General features: G+C 56.2%; 14 protein-coding genes and 1 pseudogene. 9 read left to right on the top strand and 6 right to left on the bottom strand.

Features of this window, described 5'->3' with window-relative positions; translation table 11 throughout:
• The first annotated feature begins 309 nt into the window (after positions 1 to 309).
• Genes FNT36_RS24055 through FNT36_RS24045 form a run of 3 tightly spaced genes read left to right on the top strand, consistent with a single transcriptional unit; the run spans position 310 to position 3,211 of the window.
• On the top strand, positions 310 to 1,524 hold the full coding sequence (locus FNT36_RS24055) for a nucleotidyltransferase domain-containing protein (protein WP_144853076.1): 1,215 nt from the start codon (positions 310 to 312) through the stop codon (positions 1,522 to 1,524).
• A gap of 11 nt (positions 1,525 to 1,535) precedes the next feature.
• Positions 1,536 to 2,003, top strand: coding sequence for a hypothetical protein (locus FNT36_RS24050; protein WP_144853074.1), 468 nt, complete (start codon positions 1,536 to 1,538; stop codon positions 2,001 to 2,003).
• Complete coding sequence (locus FNT36_RS24045) at positions 2,000 to 3,211, top strand: SAVED domain-containing protein (RefSeq protein ID WP_144853072.1); 1,212 nt, start codon at positions 2,000 to 2,002, stop codon at positions 3,209 to 3,211. Before FNT36_RS24050 ends, FNT36_RS24045 begins: the two co-directional genes overlap by 4 nt.
• Before the next feature lie 58 nt (positions 3,212 to 3,269).
• On the opposite strand, the gene FNT36_RS24040 is transcribed toward FNT36_RS24045, so the two are convergent.
• The 3 genes from FNT36_RS24040 to FNT36_RS24030 all read right to left on the bottom strand — a co-directional run bounded on the left by FNT36_RS24040 (position 3,270) and on the right by FNT36_RS24030 (position 6,552).
• Positions 3,270 to 4,112: an HNH endonuclease family protein gene (locus FNT36_RS24040; protein ID WP_144853070.1), complete on the bottom strand. Its 843-nt coding sequence runs from the start codon at positions 4,110 to 4,112 to the stop codon at positions 3,270 to 3,272.
• A gap of 3 nt (positions 4,113 to 4,115) precedes the next feature.
• Complete coding sequence (locus FNT36_RS24035; protein WP_144853068.1) at positions 4,116 to 5,378, bottom strand: AAA family ATPase; 1,263 nt, start codon at positions 5,376 to 5,378, stop codon at positions 4,116 to 4,118.
• Positions 5,379 to 5,529: 151 nt separating this feature from the next.
• Complete coding sequence (locus FNT36_RS24030; protein ID WP_144853066.1) at positions 5,530 to 6,552, bottom strand: DUF2235 domain-containing protein; 1,023 nt, start codon at positions 6,550 to 6,552, stop codon at positions 5,530 to 5,532.
• 50 nt (positions 6,553 to 6,602) lie between these two features.
• Here FNT36_RS24030 and FNT36_RS24025 point away from each other — a divergent pair, with 50 nt between their 5' ends.
• From FNT36_RS24025 to FNT36_RS24005, 5 genes are all read left to right on the top strand, one after another.
• On the top strand, positions 6,603 to 7,136 hold the full coding sequence (locus FNT36_RS24025) for a hypothetical protein (protein WP_144853064.1): 534 nt from the start codon (positions 6,603 to 6,605) through the stop codon (positions 7,134 to 7,136).
• A 240-nt stretch (positions 7,137 to 7,376) separates the two neighbouring features.
• Positions 7,377 to 7,571, top strand: a complete 195-nt coding sequence (gene yhhA, locus FNT36_RS24020) for a YhhA family cyclophane-containing RiPP (protein ID WP_144853062.1) — start codon at positions 7,377 to 7,379, stop codon at positions 7,569 to 7,571.
• Positions 7,561 to 8,724, top strand: coding sequence for a cyclophane-forming radical SAM/SPASM peptide maturase YhhB (gene yhhB, locus FNT36_RS24015; RefSeq protein WP_233636196.1), 1,164 nt, complete (start codon positions 7,561 to 7,563; stop codon positions 8,722 to 8,724). Before yhhA ends, yhhB begins: the two co-directional genes overlap by 11 nt.
• On the top strand, positions 8,702 to 9,295 hold the full coding sequence (yhhC, locus tag FNT36_RS24010; RefSeq protein WP_144853060.1) for a cyclophane-containing peptide 2OG-Fe(II) oxygenase YhhC: 594 nt from the start codon (positions 8,702 to 8,704) through the stop codon (positions 9,293 to 9,295). Before yhhB ends, yhhC begins: the two co-directional genes overlap by 23 nt.
• Positions 9,296 to 9,300: 5 nt before the next feature.
• The gene (locus tag FNT36_RS24005) at positions 9,301 to 10,203 is read left to right on the top strand and encodes an aKG-HExxH-type peptide beta-hydroxylase (RefSeq protein ID WP_144853058.1); all 903 of its coding nucleotides are present in this window, start codon (positions 9,301 to 9,303) and stop codon (positions 10,201 to 10,203) included.
• Here the strand turns inward: FNT36_RS24005 and FNT36_RS24000 are convergent.
• Positions 10,142 to 10,930 (bottom strand): HNH endonuclease family protein, encoded by a 789-nt coding sequence (locus FNT36_RS24000; protein WP_144853056.1) that lies wholly within the window; start codon positions 10,928 to 10,930, stop codon positions 10,142 to 10,144. The genes FNT36_RS24005 and FNT36_RS24000 overlap by 62 nt on opposite strands.
• A gap of 10 nt (positions 10,931 to 10,940) precedes the next feature.
• Positions 10,941 to 12,326 (bottom strand): AAA family ATPase, encoded by a 1,386-nt coding sequence (locus tag FNT36_RS23995; RefSeq protein ID WP_144853054.1) that lies wholly within the window; start codon positions 12,324 to 12,326, stop codon positions 10,941 to 10,943.
• A 621-nt stretch (positions 12,327 to 12,947) separates the two neighbouring features.
• Here FNT36_RS23995 and FNT36_RS26060 point away from each other — a divergent pair.
• Positions 12,948 to 13,439 (top strand): annotated as a pseudogene (locus FNT36_RS26060) (DUF1016 N-terminal domain-containing protein).
• Here FNT36_RS26060 and FNT36_RS26055 read toward each other — a convergent pair.
• Positions 13,429 to 13,683: a hypothetical protein gene (locus FNT36_RS26055; protein WP_233636195.1), complete on the bottom strand. Its 255-nt coding sequence runs from the start codon at positions 13,681 to 13,683 to the stop codon at positions 13,429 to 13,431. The pseudogene FNT36_RS26060 and the gene FNT36_RS26055 overlap by 11 nt on opposite strands.
• Positions 13,684 to 13,720: the final 37 nt, after the last annotated feature.

The raw sequence follows: 13,720 nt of genomic DNA, 5'->3' as shown, positions 1-13,720 counted from the left end.
ACGATTGGACCCGTAGTTACGTGGCCGGGAGTAGTGTCCCGGCAGCTTCTCTCTTCCTATTTTAAGTGAGGGTGCAAAGGTAACGGCTTCCCGTTACGGAACAAGACTTTGCCCTGTTGCGAGGCCCGGGCTTTTGCTCACCCCCCGTTGCCGGGTGGGCACCTCCTTATTGCCTTTGCGCAGGTGGCTTTCGGAAGCTGCCCTACCTTGCCATGCCTGTCTGCTAGAGGTAGGCACGACAGGAACACGGTGGCCCCAGCTGCCTGCGCGACAGGATGAGTACTCACTCTGTAACAACCCGTCGCTTTTATGTCTTATTTAGATTATTTAACGGTTAAAGAAAGTCCGGCCGAAATTTACGCGCGCAAAACGGCGCTCTATTCCATTTTCGACCGCCTCGGCCAGGAGCTGGAAATGCCCTCTTCGCGCTACGAGGAAGCCAAGAAACGCTACACTTCCGTCAGTAGCTGGTTGCAGGGCTGCCGGAAGTTGGGGCCGCTGGACCCCATCATGTTTGGGCAGGGCTCCTTTGCCCTGGGCACTACCGTGCGCCCGCTGCACGGCGATGAGTTCGACGTAGACTTTATCAGCCACCTGCAACTGGCGCATCCGCAGCTCTACACGCAGGAGCAGGTATACGAGATGATTTTGGGCCGCTTACGGGCCAATGGCGACTACGTCCATATGGTGCAGCTCATGAAACGTTGCGTGCGCCTGTGCTACGCCAATGAGTTTCACCTGGATATTACGCCAGCGGTGAGCAATCCGGCCTGCCCACGGGGCAGCCTCTACGTGCCCGACCGTAAGCTCGCCATCTGGAAAGACTCCCACCCAAAGGGGTACGCCGAGTGGTTTACGGACATCGCCAAGTTAAAGCCTCGGTTTACCACCCTGAGTAAATCATTTTCAGAAACCCGCCACGTGGCCCTCGGCACCACGGAGCCCCTGCCCGAGCAGCAGGCTTACCGCGGCGTCCTGCGCCGCGCCGTGCAGGTGATGAAGCGCCACCGCGATACGTTCCGGGAAAAGCAGCCTCGCCTGGCTGACTATGCCCCCATCTCCATCATCATTACCACGCTGGCTGCGCACGCTTACGAGCTGGCGGTTGGGCTGGGCGAGTACGACTCGGAGTTCGATTTGATGAACGCAGTCATTACCCTGATGCCCCGCTTTATTGAGGGGCCTGACTGGAAAGGCTGCTACCAGGTGAAAAACCCGAGCAACGACAGCGAGAACTTTGCCGACAAGTGGAGTGAGCCGCAGTACCATTTAGTATTCACGCAGTGGCACCACGCCATGCAGCGCGACTTGCAGACCTTGGAGAAGCTCCACGGTCAGGATGAGCTGCAGAAATCACTGCGCGATTCGCTCGGGGCGCCCGAAGTAGACCGGGTGTTTAGCAATCAGTTGCAGCAACTCAACCAGCAGCGGCAGCAGGGTCGCCTGAGCATTACCGCACCCGCCGCCGCTCCGGCCGCCGCCAGCATTCCGCTGGCTCGCAACACGTTTTTTGGTCGGGCTTAATTCACCTACGCATGGCTTACCAAGGAATACGACCCTTGACGCTGGCGCAGCAGTATGCCGCGTTGCGGGTGGACTGGCCGGAAGGCGAAGCGCAGCTTGACCAGCACGGGCTGCGGTGGACAGGGCCGCTGCAGCCCACGGCATTGGGCCGGCGCTACGTGGTGCAGGTGAGCTACCCTTCCCTGGCCCACGAGCCGCAGGTCCACGTGCTGGGCCCTTCACTGAAGCAACTAGCCCCGGGCCGGCGCATTGAACACCTCTACTGTCAGAAAACGGAGCGGTTGTGCCTGTACACCCCCAAGCAGCACGAGTGGCGTCCGCAGCTGCGCTTATCGCGCACGTTATTACCCTGGGCCACGCTGTGGCTGCTTTATTTCGAAGATTGGGTAATCACGGGTGAGTGGCAAGGAGGCGGCACGCACCCTACCCCCCGCCCGGCGCGCACTTTCAGTCGCACCATTTTACGTCGCTTAGCATGAAACACACGGAAGAACTGGTAGCTAAGCCACCGAAAAAGGCGCAGCGGCAAAAACCGAAACCAGAAGTGGTGCGCGCTATCTACGCCCGCGCCGCCGGCCGCTGCCTGCTGTGCAGCAAAGAGCTGACTATGAGCCGAGAACTGGGGGAGTATGCGTTTAACATCGGGGAAATGGCCCATATCGTGGGCCAAAGCCTGGATAAGACATCGCCCCGGTCGGATTTTGAGCTGCCGAAGGAACTGCGCGACGAGGCCGATAATTTTTTGCTGCTCTGCTCCGGCTGCCATAGCATCATCGATGCTGGGGCCACGCGCAAGGATTTTACCGTGCAGTGGCTGCGGGACTGGAAAAGAGACCGCGAGGCACACATCGCGCACGTGACGGGGCTGCCGCAGAGCCACCGCACCTGCATTGTGCGCCTGGTCGGGCTTATTCGGGGGCAGGCAGTGCAGATAACTACCAGCGAGTGCAATAGTGCCACGCTGCATCACTCCACCCCGCGCTTTGCCTTTTTTCCGTTGGTGTACGGCCGGCAGGAGGTGGAAATAGACCTGACCAGGCTGGGCGAGCCGGAGCACAACCCGCAGTACTGGACTAGTGTGCAGTACCAAATGCAGACGGCGCTGACGCAAATCCGCACCGGTATTGAGCGTGGCGAACTAGACCATTTATCTGTTTTCGGCTTTGCCCGCATCCCCGTGCTGGCCTACTTTGGCTTCGCCCTGGGTAACAAGGTTGCCACTACGCTTTTCCAGCGGCGACGCACCGACGACAAGCCCTGGCACTGGCTCACGGCTGCTGAGCCGAGAGGCTTCGAATGGGTTTGCCTACAAGCTGGCACCGATGCGCAGTGCGTAGCGCTGGTGCTCAACATCAGCGGCACCATCCAGCTGGCCGAGCTACCCACCCTGATTGACGAGCGGTACTATGTTGTCGGAATCAAACCCATTGGCTGCGACCCGCAGCCCGATGCGCTGCTCTCGGAGGCTTGCCTGCAAGCATTCCGGCGGTGCTACCGACAGGTGTTGGCTCACTTGGAAGCCCACTATAAGCTTGCCCGCGCCGTGCACCTGTTTGCGGCCGTACCGGCCGGGGTAGCCTTATTGCTCGGGGCTGACCTGCTGCCCGACGTGCAGCCGGAAATGATTTTGTACGACCGCCAGCCCCGCGAATTCAGCCCGGCCCTGCGCCTTAATTCACCTCGCTAATTGGCGGCTACTGCAGAAAAAGTCGTTCCTGTTCTTCACCACGTGGTCCTTACCTACATCAAGCTGATAGTGACTGCCTGGCAAAATAGCGGTTCATGCCGGCAAATAGATAGTCGGCCGCCTGCATTTCCTGAAGCTGCTGCGTGATATCCGCTCGTAAGTCAGCTTCGGGTACGGCAAGCAAGGCTCGCTGCAACAGGCGAAACGCCTTGTAAATTTTATAGCGCAGCGTCTTGAGCTCGACCCGGTTTAGGCCGTAGTATTGCTCCGCAGCCGTTACGTAGGCGCTGGCCGCCGGATGGGCCGCTACCAACGTTACTTCTTGGGTTACCTCGTCGGCCTCGTAGGCAAAGTACTGGGTTGGGTCATCGAGGTAAGGGTTGAGTAACAGGGCCTGCTCCCGCTGGTGTTCCTGCTCGTAATGCGTCAGCTCATATCCAGCGGTCGTGGCCAGGGGGTCGGGAGATAGCCGCCCCACCAGTTGCTGCAGGTCAGCGTCGGTAGCCTGGGCGTCAACTACCGGCGCGGCCAGGGGCGCTGGCCCAGCCGTGGGAAACGCATCATTCTTGTACGATTGATTGCAAATCTGACAAGCGTACAGATAATTATCGTACGTATAGGCTAGCCACCAATATACACTTTTTGGTCGGAAGTGCTCCACGTCGCCGTGCGCTACGATAGCCGTGGTGGCCTCGCAGTAGGCGCACTTATCCGCGCTTTCCTTCCTGAGCTGGGTTTTAGCCTCCTTCCAAAACGCGGCCCGGAAGCTGTGCTGCGTTAGGGTGCCACGTAGAATATCACGTTGAATTTGCAGCAGCTCCAGGTCGCGGGCGTGCTTGCCCTTGCCCCGGTACTTGGCCGCAACGGCCTGGGCGGAACGCTCTCGCTCTAACGGAATCATAGCTTAGCGGGCATTCAGGCTTTCCTCGATGCGCTGGAGGAGCGCCATCTCCGGGTCGCTTACCAGCGGGGTAGTGCGCTGGGGCAGGTTCGCCGCCAGTTTAGCTTGCACGCGCGTTAGCTCGCGCTGCTCTTCGGGGGAAATGCGCTTCCCCTGGGCCTTGAGCGCGGCGTACTGCTGCTTGGCCGTTTCTACCTCCAGGCTCTCATCGGTAGCCAGGCCAAACACGGGCGACATCAGCAATTGATTAATCAGCAGCTGCTGCGGTGAGCCAAGGAAGGGTATCACTTCTACCGCTTGGCGCGCATTGCGGCGCAAGGCAAATAACTCGCCCTCCTGGGCCTGTTGCGCGGTTAGGGCGGAATGGGTTGTCGCTACTACTTGGAAATTGGGCAGCTTAGCGCTCACAAAATCGTAGAGTAAGCGCTGCCATTTTGGGTGCAGGTGCAGGTCGATTTCATCGAGCAGCAGCAGGCCGCGGGCGTGCAGGGGGCGGCGGTGGTCCTGAAAGGTTTCGGTGATGCGAAACAAGAGGTCGCCAATCCACGCGGCCATGTTTTGGTAGCCGTCGCTGAGCTGTTCCAGCGGCATCAGCCCGTCATTGGTTTCGAACAGCACCTGCTTCTGGCGCTTGTCGATGGAATGAAACGAGATACCGGGCAGAAAGCTGTTCAGGGCCTCCCGTATCACGTTCAAGCCATTTTTGCCGCCCCGGTAGTCGAGGTCCATAATCCACGTAGCCAGCGGATGCAGGGTTGCTCCCGCGTCAAACAGGTTGCGAATATTACCGACCCGGCTACCGTACCGACCGGCCTCGGCATAACCGGCCGTACTGCCGGCTTCACTCACCAACCGCCGACTGGCCCCGTACCCCACGGTAAAGTAGTTGCGCTCGGCATTGTCAATGGCATCGTCAATAAGCTGCAACGCTTTCTTATTGCTGGCAATCAGACGCGAAAGTGAGTCCCCACGCTTGATTTTCAGGGCTAGCTCGCGCTCCTCGCCCTTCTTGGTGGTCAGGCAGGCCTCAATGGTGCAGGAGGACTTCCCCAGCGTAATCCAGCTGTCCGTGTTACCGATGATTTCACCCAGCGCGTTGCTGCCGCAGGTAATCAGGGCAATCGCTTTTAGCAGGTTGCTTTTGCCGGTACCGTTTTCTCCCAGCAACAGCGTCCATTGCCGGTTCTGGGTAGGCGTCGCGCTAAAGTCCAGCTCCAGTTTAGTGAGGCATTTGAAGTTGTGTAGCGTGAGCTGGCGCAGGAACATGGGTAAGGCAAAAACGGGTACGATGGCAAGCTAAAGCTAACCGCAGAAAAATAGGCAAGCGCGCAAGCACCCCGCCGCCAGGGTGCCCCCATCGCCAGCTTAAGCTAAGCGCCGCCAGCAGCGGGCGTTCAGCCTAAGCGTCGTGCGGAGGCTAAGCAACCGGGGGTACGTTTGCCGGCTGGTAAGCGGCGGCCGCGTGCTGCTGGCGACGTCGCACGCTCTGGTCCACACTTTCGTGGGTAGTATGGCCCACGCTGATAGGCCGTAGCTGCCGGCCCAACAGGCGGTAAAACCAAGTCATGGAATTGCGCAGCTCGTCGCCAAACCAGGGCCGGTAGAAGCCGAGAAATTTTTCATCCACGCCCAGGCCCAGGGCCACCGCTTTTTCCTTCATCCAGTGCAGCGAGCAGTTGGCCAGCCCGTCGTGCTCATAGCCGCCGCCCACGTTGGTGTGCACCCCGGCAAACCAGCGCTGCTCCAGCACCTGGTCGGAAGCCGGATTTTCCCAGAGCGACGGCTGAAACGTGCGGCGCTGCTCATCAATGGCCAGGGCATGGTACGCGTGGCGAATAATCGGACTGAGGCGGGCATCGTGAAACTGGTAGCGCCGGCGGTTGAAGAGCGTAAACAGGCTGAGCGGCAAGCCCAGCGCCCCCACTGTATCCCACACGCCCACGAAGTCAATGGCAATGGTGCGGGCCTCATGCTTGGCTCGAAAAGCGGCTACCCGTTGCTGCCAGGCGGTTTGGTCGGCCTCGGCGGGTGGACGCTGACGGTAGAGGGCATAGGCCTCCGGCACGAAGAAATCATGCGTCTTGGGTAGCAGCCCCAGGTGTTGAATAAAACCGGCCAGGCTGCGCACCGTGTAGGCTCCCCGACTAAAGCCGAAGAAGAACACCGTATCGCCCGGCGCGTAGTTATAAAGCAGAAAGCGGTAGGCCTCCCGGATGTTACGGTCCAGCCCCGCGCCGACCCCGCCCCCCAGCCAGCGGTCGAAGCCGGGATTATTACCTACGCCTTCGTCGTAGTAGGTAACTTGCACGGTGCCATCCGGCGCCACTGGCTGAATGGCCCGCACCATTTTCACTACGTTGGTAGGCTTCCGCTTGCGCCGGTCCAGGTTTTCGGCTTTGTTCCAGGTGCCATCACACAGCACAATCAGGCGTTTGCTCATGGAGAAAGTTGGCTTCCGCCAGTTAGCCACTACTAAAGAAAGTAATCAGGATGTTCCGCTTTGAAAATCTAGACGAGACGACGCGCCGCTACATGCTTATCGAAGTAGAGCAGGCCATCAAGACCAGCCAGCTGCACTTGAGCCAACGCTTTACGGCGCAAGGCCGGGAGCGCTACCCAGACCTGCTGCGCGAAGCCGTGCGTACCGGTAGCGAAGATAGCCTAGCTGCTGCGCTGCACCAGCAGCAGTGCTTCGCGGAGCGCGAGCCGTATGGCACGAGCACGCGCCGGGTGCCCGCCAACGCTGCCCGTACCTTTGCGGAGGGGGAATTTAATACGTTTTACATGCGGGGCGTGTGCCACCGCGCCATTCAGGAAGGCTGCCAGGTCGAAGTGTACCGGGCAAAGGAGGGGGCCACTGTGCGGCCGGCATCTAAGCTGGTCGAAGGCCAGCGACACGAGCCGAGCCGGGCGTTGCTGTTATTTCGGCACAGCCCCAATGGTCAGCATCGAGGACCGAGCATTCCCGCTGGTTCTAATTCGGGGTTAAGCTTACGATTATGCAGCCCAGCACCCGGCGGGTAATTATAACGCACTAAGTCTGTCGCTATTTTTGAAGATAGAACGCAGTGTAGGACATGCTTTTAGGGCTATTTATTTCCTTGAAAATCAATGAAATATTCGACACGTGCACAATGGAGGCACGTCTTACTACCGCGTCAACACATCGGGTTAAATATCTAATAGTTAGCACTTTATTTATAATTCAGATGGCTCCTATTTTTACGCTTACCTTTGCCCGATAAAAAAGTCCGCCGACGCTCTATGAATCAATCCCTTTCGCTGCCGCCTACCTCCCTGCATCAGCCTATTAGCGCTTTGGAAGAAACGCTGGTTATTTCTGCCCAGCAAGTACCTAACGCGCTGCTGGCTCGCTTGATACAGGAGGTAAAGCACGAAGCGCAGTCCACGCTGACTGCCTACAACCGGACGCACAACCGGCACAACCGTGGCCGCTAGCCCGGTACTGGGGGCGGTGCTCGACACGGTACTCATCAAGGTAGCCAGCCGCTGCAACATCAATTGCAGCTACTGCTACGTGTACAACATGGGCGACGACAACTGGGCGCGGCAGTCGAAGCTCATGGCCCCCGAAACGGTGGCGGCCATCTGTACGGAGCTGGGAGCGCTCGCCCAGCACCAGCTCACGCCATTCAGCGTGGTACTGCACGGTGGAGAGCCCCTGCTGCTCGGCTCCCGCCGCCTGCACGAGCTGCTAAGACAGCTGCGGGCCGTGCTGCCGGTCACGTACCCTATCAGCTTGCAAACGAATGGTATCCTGCTGTCGGAAGAGTTACTGGATTGCTGTGCCGCGCACCACGTGAGCGTGGCCGTAAGCCTGGATGGCCCCGCCGCAGTGCACGACCGGTTTCGCCTCACGCACGGCGGCGGCGGCACCTTTGCGCAGGTGATGGCCGGTATTGCCCGCCTGAAGGCGCATCCGGCAGCGGACTTCCTTAATGCCGGACTGCTGGCAGTTATCGACCCCACCTCTGACCCCGCGGAGGTGTACGAGTTTTTCAAGTCGGTAGGGGCCCCCAGCGTCGACTTTTTATACCGCGACGGCAACCATTCGAAGCTGCCCGAAGGCAAGACCAGCCTGCACTCGCTGGAGTACGGCCGCTGGATGGTCGGACTGCTCACGGCCTATGCCGCCGACCCTAATCCGCTACCCATCCGGGTACTCGATGACATGCTGAAGGTACTACTGGGCGGTAGCGTGTCGAAAGAAGGGCTGGGCCTGACCGATTTCGGTATTTTGATTATCGATACGGACGGGACGCTCATGAAAAATGACACGCTGAAAAGCACCTATAACGGGGCCGACCAGTTTGCCCAGCCTCGTACTATTCGGGATACGAACTTGTTGGCCTTCCTGGAATCAGCCGAATTCACTCATTACCGGGCCATGCAGCAGCCTACCAGCGCCAAGTGCCTGGCCTGCCCGGCCCTGAATGTGTGCGGTGGAGGGATGATTCTGCACCGCTACCACCCCGATAACGGGTTCGATAACCCTTCCGTTTACTGCGCCGACCAGTTGCATCTGGTAGCGGCCATGCGCCGTATGCTCGGCGCTTATTCCCTGGACTATGCGCTCAGCCAATCTGCTTGACTTCTCGGCCAGTCGGTTTGAAACCCAGCCGTTTCCGCACTTCTGCGCGTCTGCGGTGCTGGCCCCGGCGCTGGAGCGCGGTCTGTATGAGTGGCTGGAAGATGCGGCCACTTGGGAGCTTACTACCACTGACTTCTACGAGCAGTACGAGTTCAGTTTGCTGCACATCGAGTTGCCGGTGCACTTGCGCTGCCTGGTGGAAGGGGAGGTAACGCGCTTGGCCATTGCTGAACTGGAAAGCGCCTTTCACGCCAGCGACCTGGAGCTGGTTGGCGTGACGATTCACAAGCTGACCGACGGCCAGCGCATCGGGGTGCACAACGACTTCATCGGCCCGGCCGAAAGCCACCGCCTGATTATACAGGTAAACCAGGGCTGGACCGAAGCCAACGGGGGCTACCTGCTGTTATTCAATTCGGCCAATGCCGAGGATGTTAGCCAGCTCGTGTTGCCGGTAAGCAATTCGGCGTTCGCTTTTGCCATCTCTCCAAACTCGCATCACGCCGTGTCCACGGTCTACGCCTTCCGCCGCTACACGTTGGTTTACACCTTCGCGTCGGCCGCCGTTTAGCTTCCATGACTGTTTCTTCCCCCGCGTTTGCCCACGCGTACTTGCAAGCTCCCTTTTCGATTTTTGATAAGGCGACGGCCACCACCCTGGCGCAGGTCGGCTGGCAGCAGCTAGCGGCCGGGCGGCAAATCGACGCAGCGCACTACAGTATTGCCAACTGCCTGGGTACCGAGCCGGCCCGGCCAAGATTGCCCACTCAATCTGCCTTGACGGTAAATGACACCCTCCTGCTGGAAGAGCCGGATTTCGACCGCTTGCAGGCATTTTATGACGAGCACGGGCTTGAGCCGCTACCCGTCGCGGAGCTATTTACTGGCCAGGTCCCGGCCAAATTACGACGGGCGCTGGCTGTGCTGGCCGAGGTAGCTCCCGCCCACGCCTGCGTGCTCGCGCTGGCGCAGTCGGTGCAGGTATTGCGTCAGCCCGACCCCGAAATCGACGTCAGCTACAGCCACCCGGCGGTGCCGTTTTCCATTTTCGTGACGGTCTGCGAGGAGGATTCCGAATTAGCTGCCCTGCGCGTAGCCGAGGCCGTGCTCCACGAAACCATGCACCTGCACCTGACCCTACTCGAAAGCGTTGTGGACCTCGTGCAGCCCGGCAGCTTAGCCGTGTATTATTCACCCTGGCGTGAAGAAGACCGCCCGGTGCGGGGGGTACTGCACGGGCTATTCGTGTTCCGGGCCGTGCAGGTTTTTTACCAAGCGCTCATTGCCCAGGCCGGCTGCCCGGGTGAGGCAACAAATTTTGCGTCAGAGCGCCTCTTGTCTATCGCGCAGGAGGTGCAGCTGGTGGCTGATTTTGCGCGGGCTGATGGGCTAACAGCAGCCGGCCGGCAGTTGGCCGCTAACTTACTGGAATACCGCGTTGAAGCAAGTAATCCGAGAAGTTACGCAGGTAATCAATAGCCACTGCTGAAAATGGCGCAGTAGGTTGCTGACACTGAATCAGGAACCGTTGCGAGCGCAGAAACTTGGCATCTGTCGGATTATCATTAACGTAGATTTCCCCAAGGTGTATATCAATGATATTTAGCAGTTCTTGCCGCTTATCATTCAACTCCGGTCGATTGAGTTTACAGATTTCAATAGTCTTTTTACCAAATTCGGTAACCCCCTGAATCAGGTTTTTATCGAATCTTATGTGGACGCGCGGGTCCATGGTCCCTCCCGGGTCCAGGATATAGGGTGCTTCCGCAGCAATATTATTATGATGTGATTTCGCCCTGGTAGTTTCATCAACTAAGGGGAATAAACTGGATTTTACCGTATTGCAGCGGCAACAGATAAAATACAGGTTGCTCCATTCGTAGGCCAGCCAGTAGTAACCCGGCTTAGTGGACGACCGCTCGGTGCGCAACAACTTATACCCGCCCTTGGGACGATAATGCTCAACAGCTCCCGCCTCGTCTATCTGCTCCTTTTCGCAGTAGCAGCATTTACCGTGTTGCGCCTTTCTTAAGACCTTTTTTATGGTTGGGCTGCCATACAAGGCTTTCTTAATTAGAAAAACTATTTTTCCCGTAAGATATGCTTGCGCGTCAGCATCGTAAGAATTTTGATTGAGCAGCTTCTCCTGCTGGCCGACTTGTGCTAGGTGACGGGGTATAGTAGTTGGTTTAATAACCCTAATCATCCTTGAAGAATTATTTGTTTCTCATTTTTTGAACTAGTTCCGCTAACTGTCTTCTGTTATTTACTTCCTCAATATTTTCACTCGTTGGCGGTTGCGCTAATTGCGCATTGATAGCTTTTAACCGGCGCTTATCTGGTTCAGTTAACCGTTTTTTAGCTAAGAGAGCATCCCGGTCACTGAGCAATTTATCGAACGCCGTCCCCCGAGCCGACTTGAGGTCGAAGAAGTCGCTAGTCAGTATCTGGTCTACCCGCCAGCCATCAACGCCCTCCGGACGATTGGTAATGCTGACGCTGCCGAGTGCTTTATCATAATGCAAGACAGCATAGTTTAAGTCGAAAGCGGCCTGCACCATCAGGGGACTATGCGCCGTAGCAATGAATTGAATATTAGGAAAATGGAGAGACAAATTCGACATTATCTGCTGCTGCCATTTAGGATGCAAGTGTAAGTCAATTTCGTCAATCAGCACGATAGCCGGCTCTTCTAGAGGATTTTCGCTAGTGAGATGGTGCTTACTGAACAGACGCCACGCCAAGTCAACTACCCAAGAGGTAATGGTCTTGTAGCCGAGGCTAAAATCATTAAAAGGGATTTTTTGGCCGTGTCTGGTAGTGATTACGAGCCCGCCGGTCGAATATTGAGAAAATACTGTTGGCGGATTAATTTCAATGTTCTGAATTTGCTCAAAATCTGGCAATAGCGTTACCAGCATTTGCTTGATGCGCTTGATAAAGGAACGGTATTTTTGTCTTTCTTCTGTTTTCTTAGAACCCAATGCGGCGTATTGCAGCGTATGCAAAATTTCTTCCGCATCATAAAGCTCCGTTTTCTCTCGAATGAAATTCGGAATTGTATCCAGCAGCTTGGGATTATTTAGATTCAATTTACCCAACTGTCGGGATGCGCTGTAACCGTAGACCGTTACATCCTCTTTGTAAAAAATCCCCTGTACATCCGCATCTAATGTTGGGTCAACTCTTTTTAGCTTACCCAAGCTATCAATACCAATAATTATCTCAGTTTTGCACTCACTAGTACGTGAAGTGGACTTTTTATTGAGTGACTGGTTAGCCACAAAGAGTGCATTAGCAACCGCTTCCTGACTTCCATTTTGGTCTTTATGCACCAACCGCTCTAACACCTCATTTTCCTCATCGTTAATTACGGGTGCCGGGTCCAGATTATTAGTATCATTGGCATCATACGGCAATTGTGGTTTCATCCAGGCAATAAACTGGAGTAAATTAGATTTACCTATACCATTATCGCCAAGTATCAATGTCCAGCGCGAAATAGTATCGTCCGCCTTCAAGAATTTTAATTCTACTTCTTCGACGAAGGTTTCTATATTAGTCAGCTTGATACTTTTCACATAAATAGGGCTCGTTTTCATAAGACAGAGAATTACAGCAAGAGGCTAAATTTTGGCAATTTTTAAATGTGGGCAGCAACGTAGCGCTGGGTTAGCATCCGCTACATACTCTACATGTTGCCGGATGAACAGGATGTACGCCCTAACCTGCCATATCATTGGCGTACTGGAAAGTTCAGCGCTTTTACTTGCTAACTCTAGGTGCGGAATACAGGCATTCTGTTCAGCAGAAATGGGCTAGGTTTAGGGTTTTTAACTTTCCTTCACCGTCCCGACTATGCACGAACAGACCTTTGCAAGATACTGCTTGCCGGAAGATATCATTCGTTTCAGCCGCCCGGTGAATACGTCGCCCGCCACTGGCAGCCGGCGTCTGACCGACGCGCAGATGCTGTCAACTTTTTTTAGAATCGGACAACGGTCAACTTAATTTTCGGAGGAAACAACCCTTGGGATTTAGTGTACAATTTCAATTACACAATGAAATTCAGGAACACAACGGACTTTCGGCCAGTGTCCTGGATTGCCCTAGCTGGTAGTTGGTGCTAGACGTTAAATACCACCTTGAAAAATATAGAACATACTTTACAGTCGGCAGCAGAAATGGTAGGGTAAGCGGCAGACAGTTTTCTTTGCCTTTGTATGGGCAACACATCTCCGACCACCACGTTGTTTAGCGACGTACGAGCACTGGTTGAGGCTACCAGGCAGCGGGTAGCCTTATCAGTCAACGCGGAGTTAACTCAGCTTTACTGGCAGATTGGCCCCCGCATCAATACTGAACTGCACCAAAGCGGTGGTACCGAGTAGGGAAGGCAAACAGTACGAGGGTTAGCTCAACAGTTGAAAGCGGAATACGGCCGCAGCTACGCCAAGAAAAGCCTGCGGCGGATGATGCAGTTTGCGGTGGTATTGGCTGAATCCGTGATTGTCGCTACGCTGTGGCGACAGTTGAGCTGGAGTCATTTCAAGCTATTAATGGCGGTAACTGAACCATTGAAGCGTGATTTCTATACCCAGTTGGCCACGCTGCACCATTGTAGTGTGCGCGAGTTGACAAAGCAACAGACACGCAGCTTTACGAGCGCACAGCTATCAGCCGTAAGTCCGAGGCGACTATTGCTCAGGAATTAGCCGCCTTGCGCGTCAGCACCTGCACGACCCGACTGGCAGGCAAAGAGAAATCAATTTCCACACCTAGCAGTTCGCGGTTGTAATCGTCGAGCACGTTGAGCGTGCGAAACCGGCGGCCGTCAGTCAACACGTCGCTCGTAAAGTCGAGTGACCAGCTCTTGTTGGCGGCCTCGGGCACGGCTAAGGGCCGCTTGACGCGGGCTAGCACCCGCTTTTTCAGACGCCGAGGCAGGTTCAGTGCCAATGCTCGATAAATACGCAGTGTGCGTTTATGATTGATT

Source organism: Hymenobacter setariae, assembly GCF_007713685.1.
Lineage (GTDB): Bacteria > Bacteroidota > Bacteroidia > Cytophagales > Hymenobacteraceae > Hymenobacter > Hymenobacter setariae.
The sequence above is the reverse complement of the archived record's forward strand: the minus strand, read 5'-3'. Positions and strand labels throughout refer to the sequence as shown.

What these genes read in the sequence shown, in the direction of transcription:
- FNT36_RS24000 (WP_144853056.1), bottom strand. Translation starts at nt 10,930, where the DNA reads ATGATTAGGGTTATTAAACCAACTACTATACCCCGTCACCTAGCACAA.
- FNT36_RS24055 (WP_144853076.1), top strand. Translation starts at nt 310, where the DNA reads ATGTCTTATTTAGATTATTTAACGGTTAAAGAAAGTCCGGCCGAAATT.
- FNT36_RS24005 (WP_144853058.1), top strand. Translation starts at nt 9,301, where the DNA reads ATGACTGTTTCTTCCCCCGCGTTTGCCCACGCGTACTTGCAAGCTCCC.
- FNT36_RS24040 (WP_144853070.1), bottom strand. Translation starts at nt 4,112, where the DNA reads ATGATTCCGTTAGAGCGAGAGCGTTCCGCCCAGGCCGTTGCGGCCAAG.
- FNT36_RS24030 (WP_144853066.1), bottom strand. Translation starts at nt 6,552, where the DNA reads ATGAGCAAACGCCTGATTGTGCTGTGTGATGGCACCTGGAACAAAGCC.
- yhhC (WP_144853060.1), top strand. Translation starts at nt 8,702, where the DNA reads ATGCGCTCAGCCAATCTGCTTGACTTCTCGGCCAGTCGGTTTGAAACC.
- FNT36_RS23995 (WP_144853054.1), bottom strand. Translation starts at nt 12,326, where the DNA reads ATGAAAACGAGCCCTATTTATGTGAAAAGTATCAAGCTGACTAATATA.
- FNT36_RS24035 (WP_144853068.1), bottom strand. Translation starts at nt 5,378, where the DNA reads ATGTTCCTGCGCCAGCTCACGCTACACAACTTCAAATGCCTCACTAAA.
- FNT36_RS24025 (WP_144853064.1), top strand. Translation starts at nt 6,603, where the DNA reads ATGTTCCGCTTTGAAAATCTAGACGAGACGACGCGCCGCTACATGCTT.
- FNT36_RS24045 (WP_144853072.1), top strand. Translation starts at nt 2,000, where the DNA reads ATGAAACACACGGAAGAACTGGTAGCTAAGCCACCGAAAAAGGCGCAG.
- FNT36_RS24050 (WP_144853074.1), top strand. Translation starts at nt 1,536, where the DNA reads ATGGCTTACCAAGGAATACGACCCTTGACGCTGGCGCAGCAGTATGCC.
- yhhA (WP_144853062.1), top strand. Translation starts at nt 7,377, where the DNA reads ATGAATCAATCCCTTTCGCTGCCGCCTACCTCCCTGCATCAGCCTATT.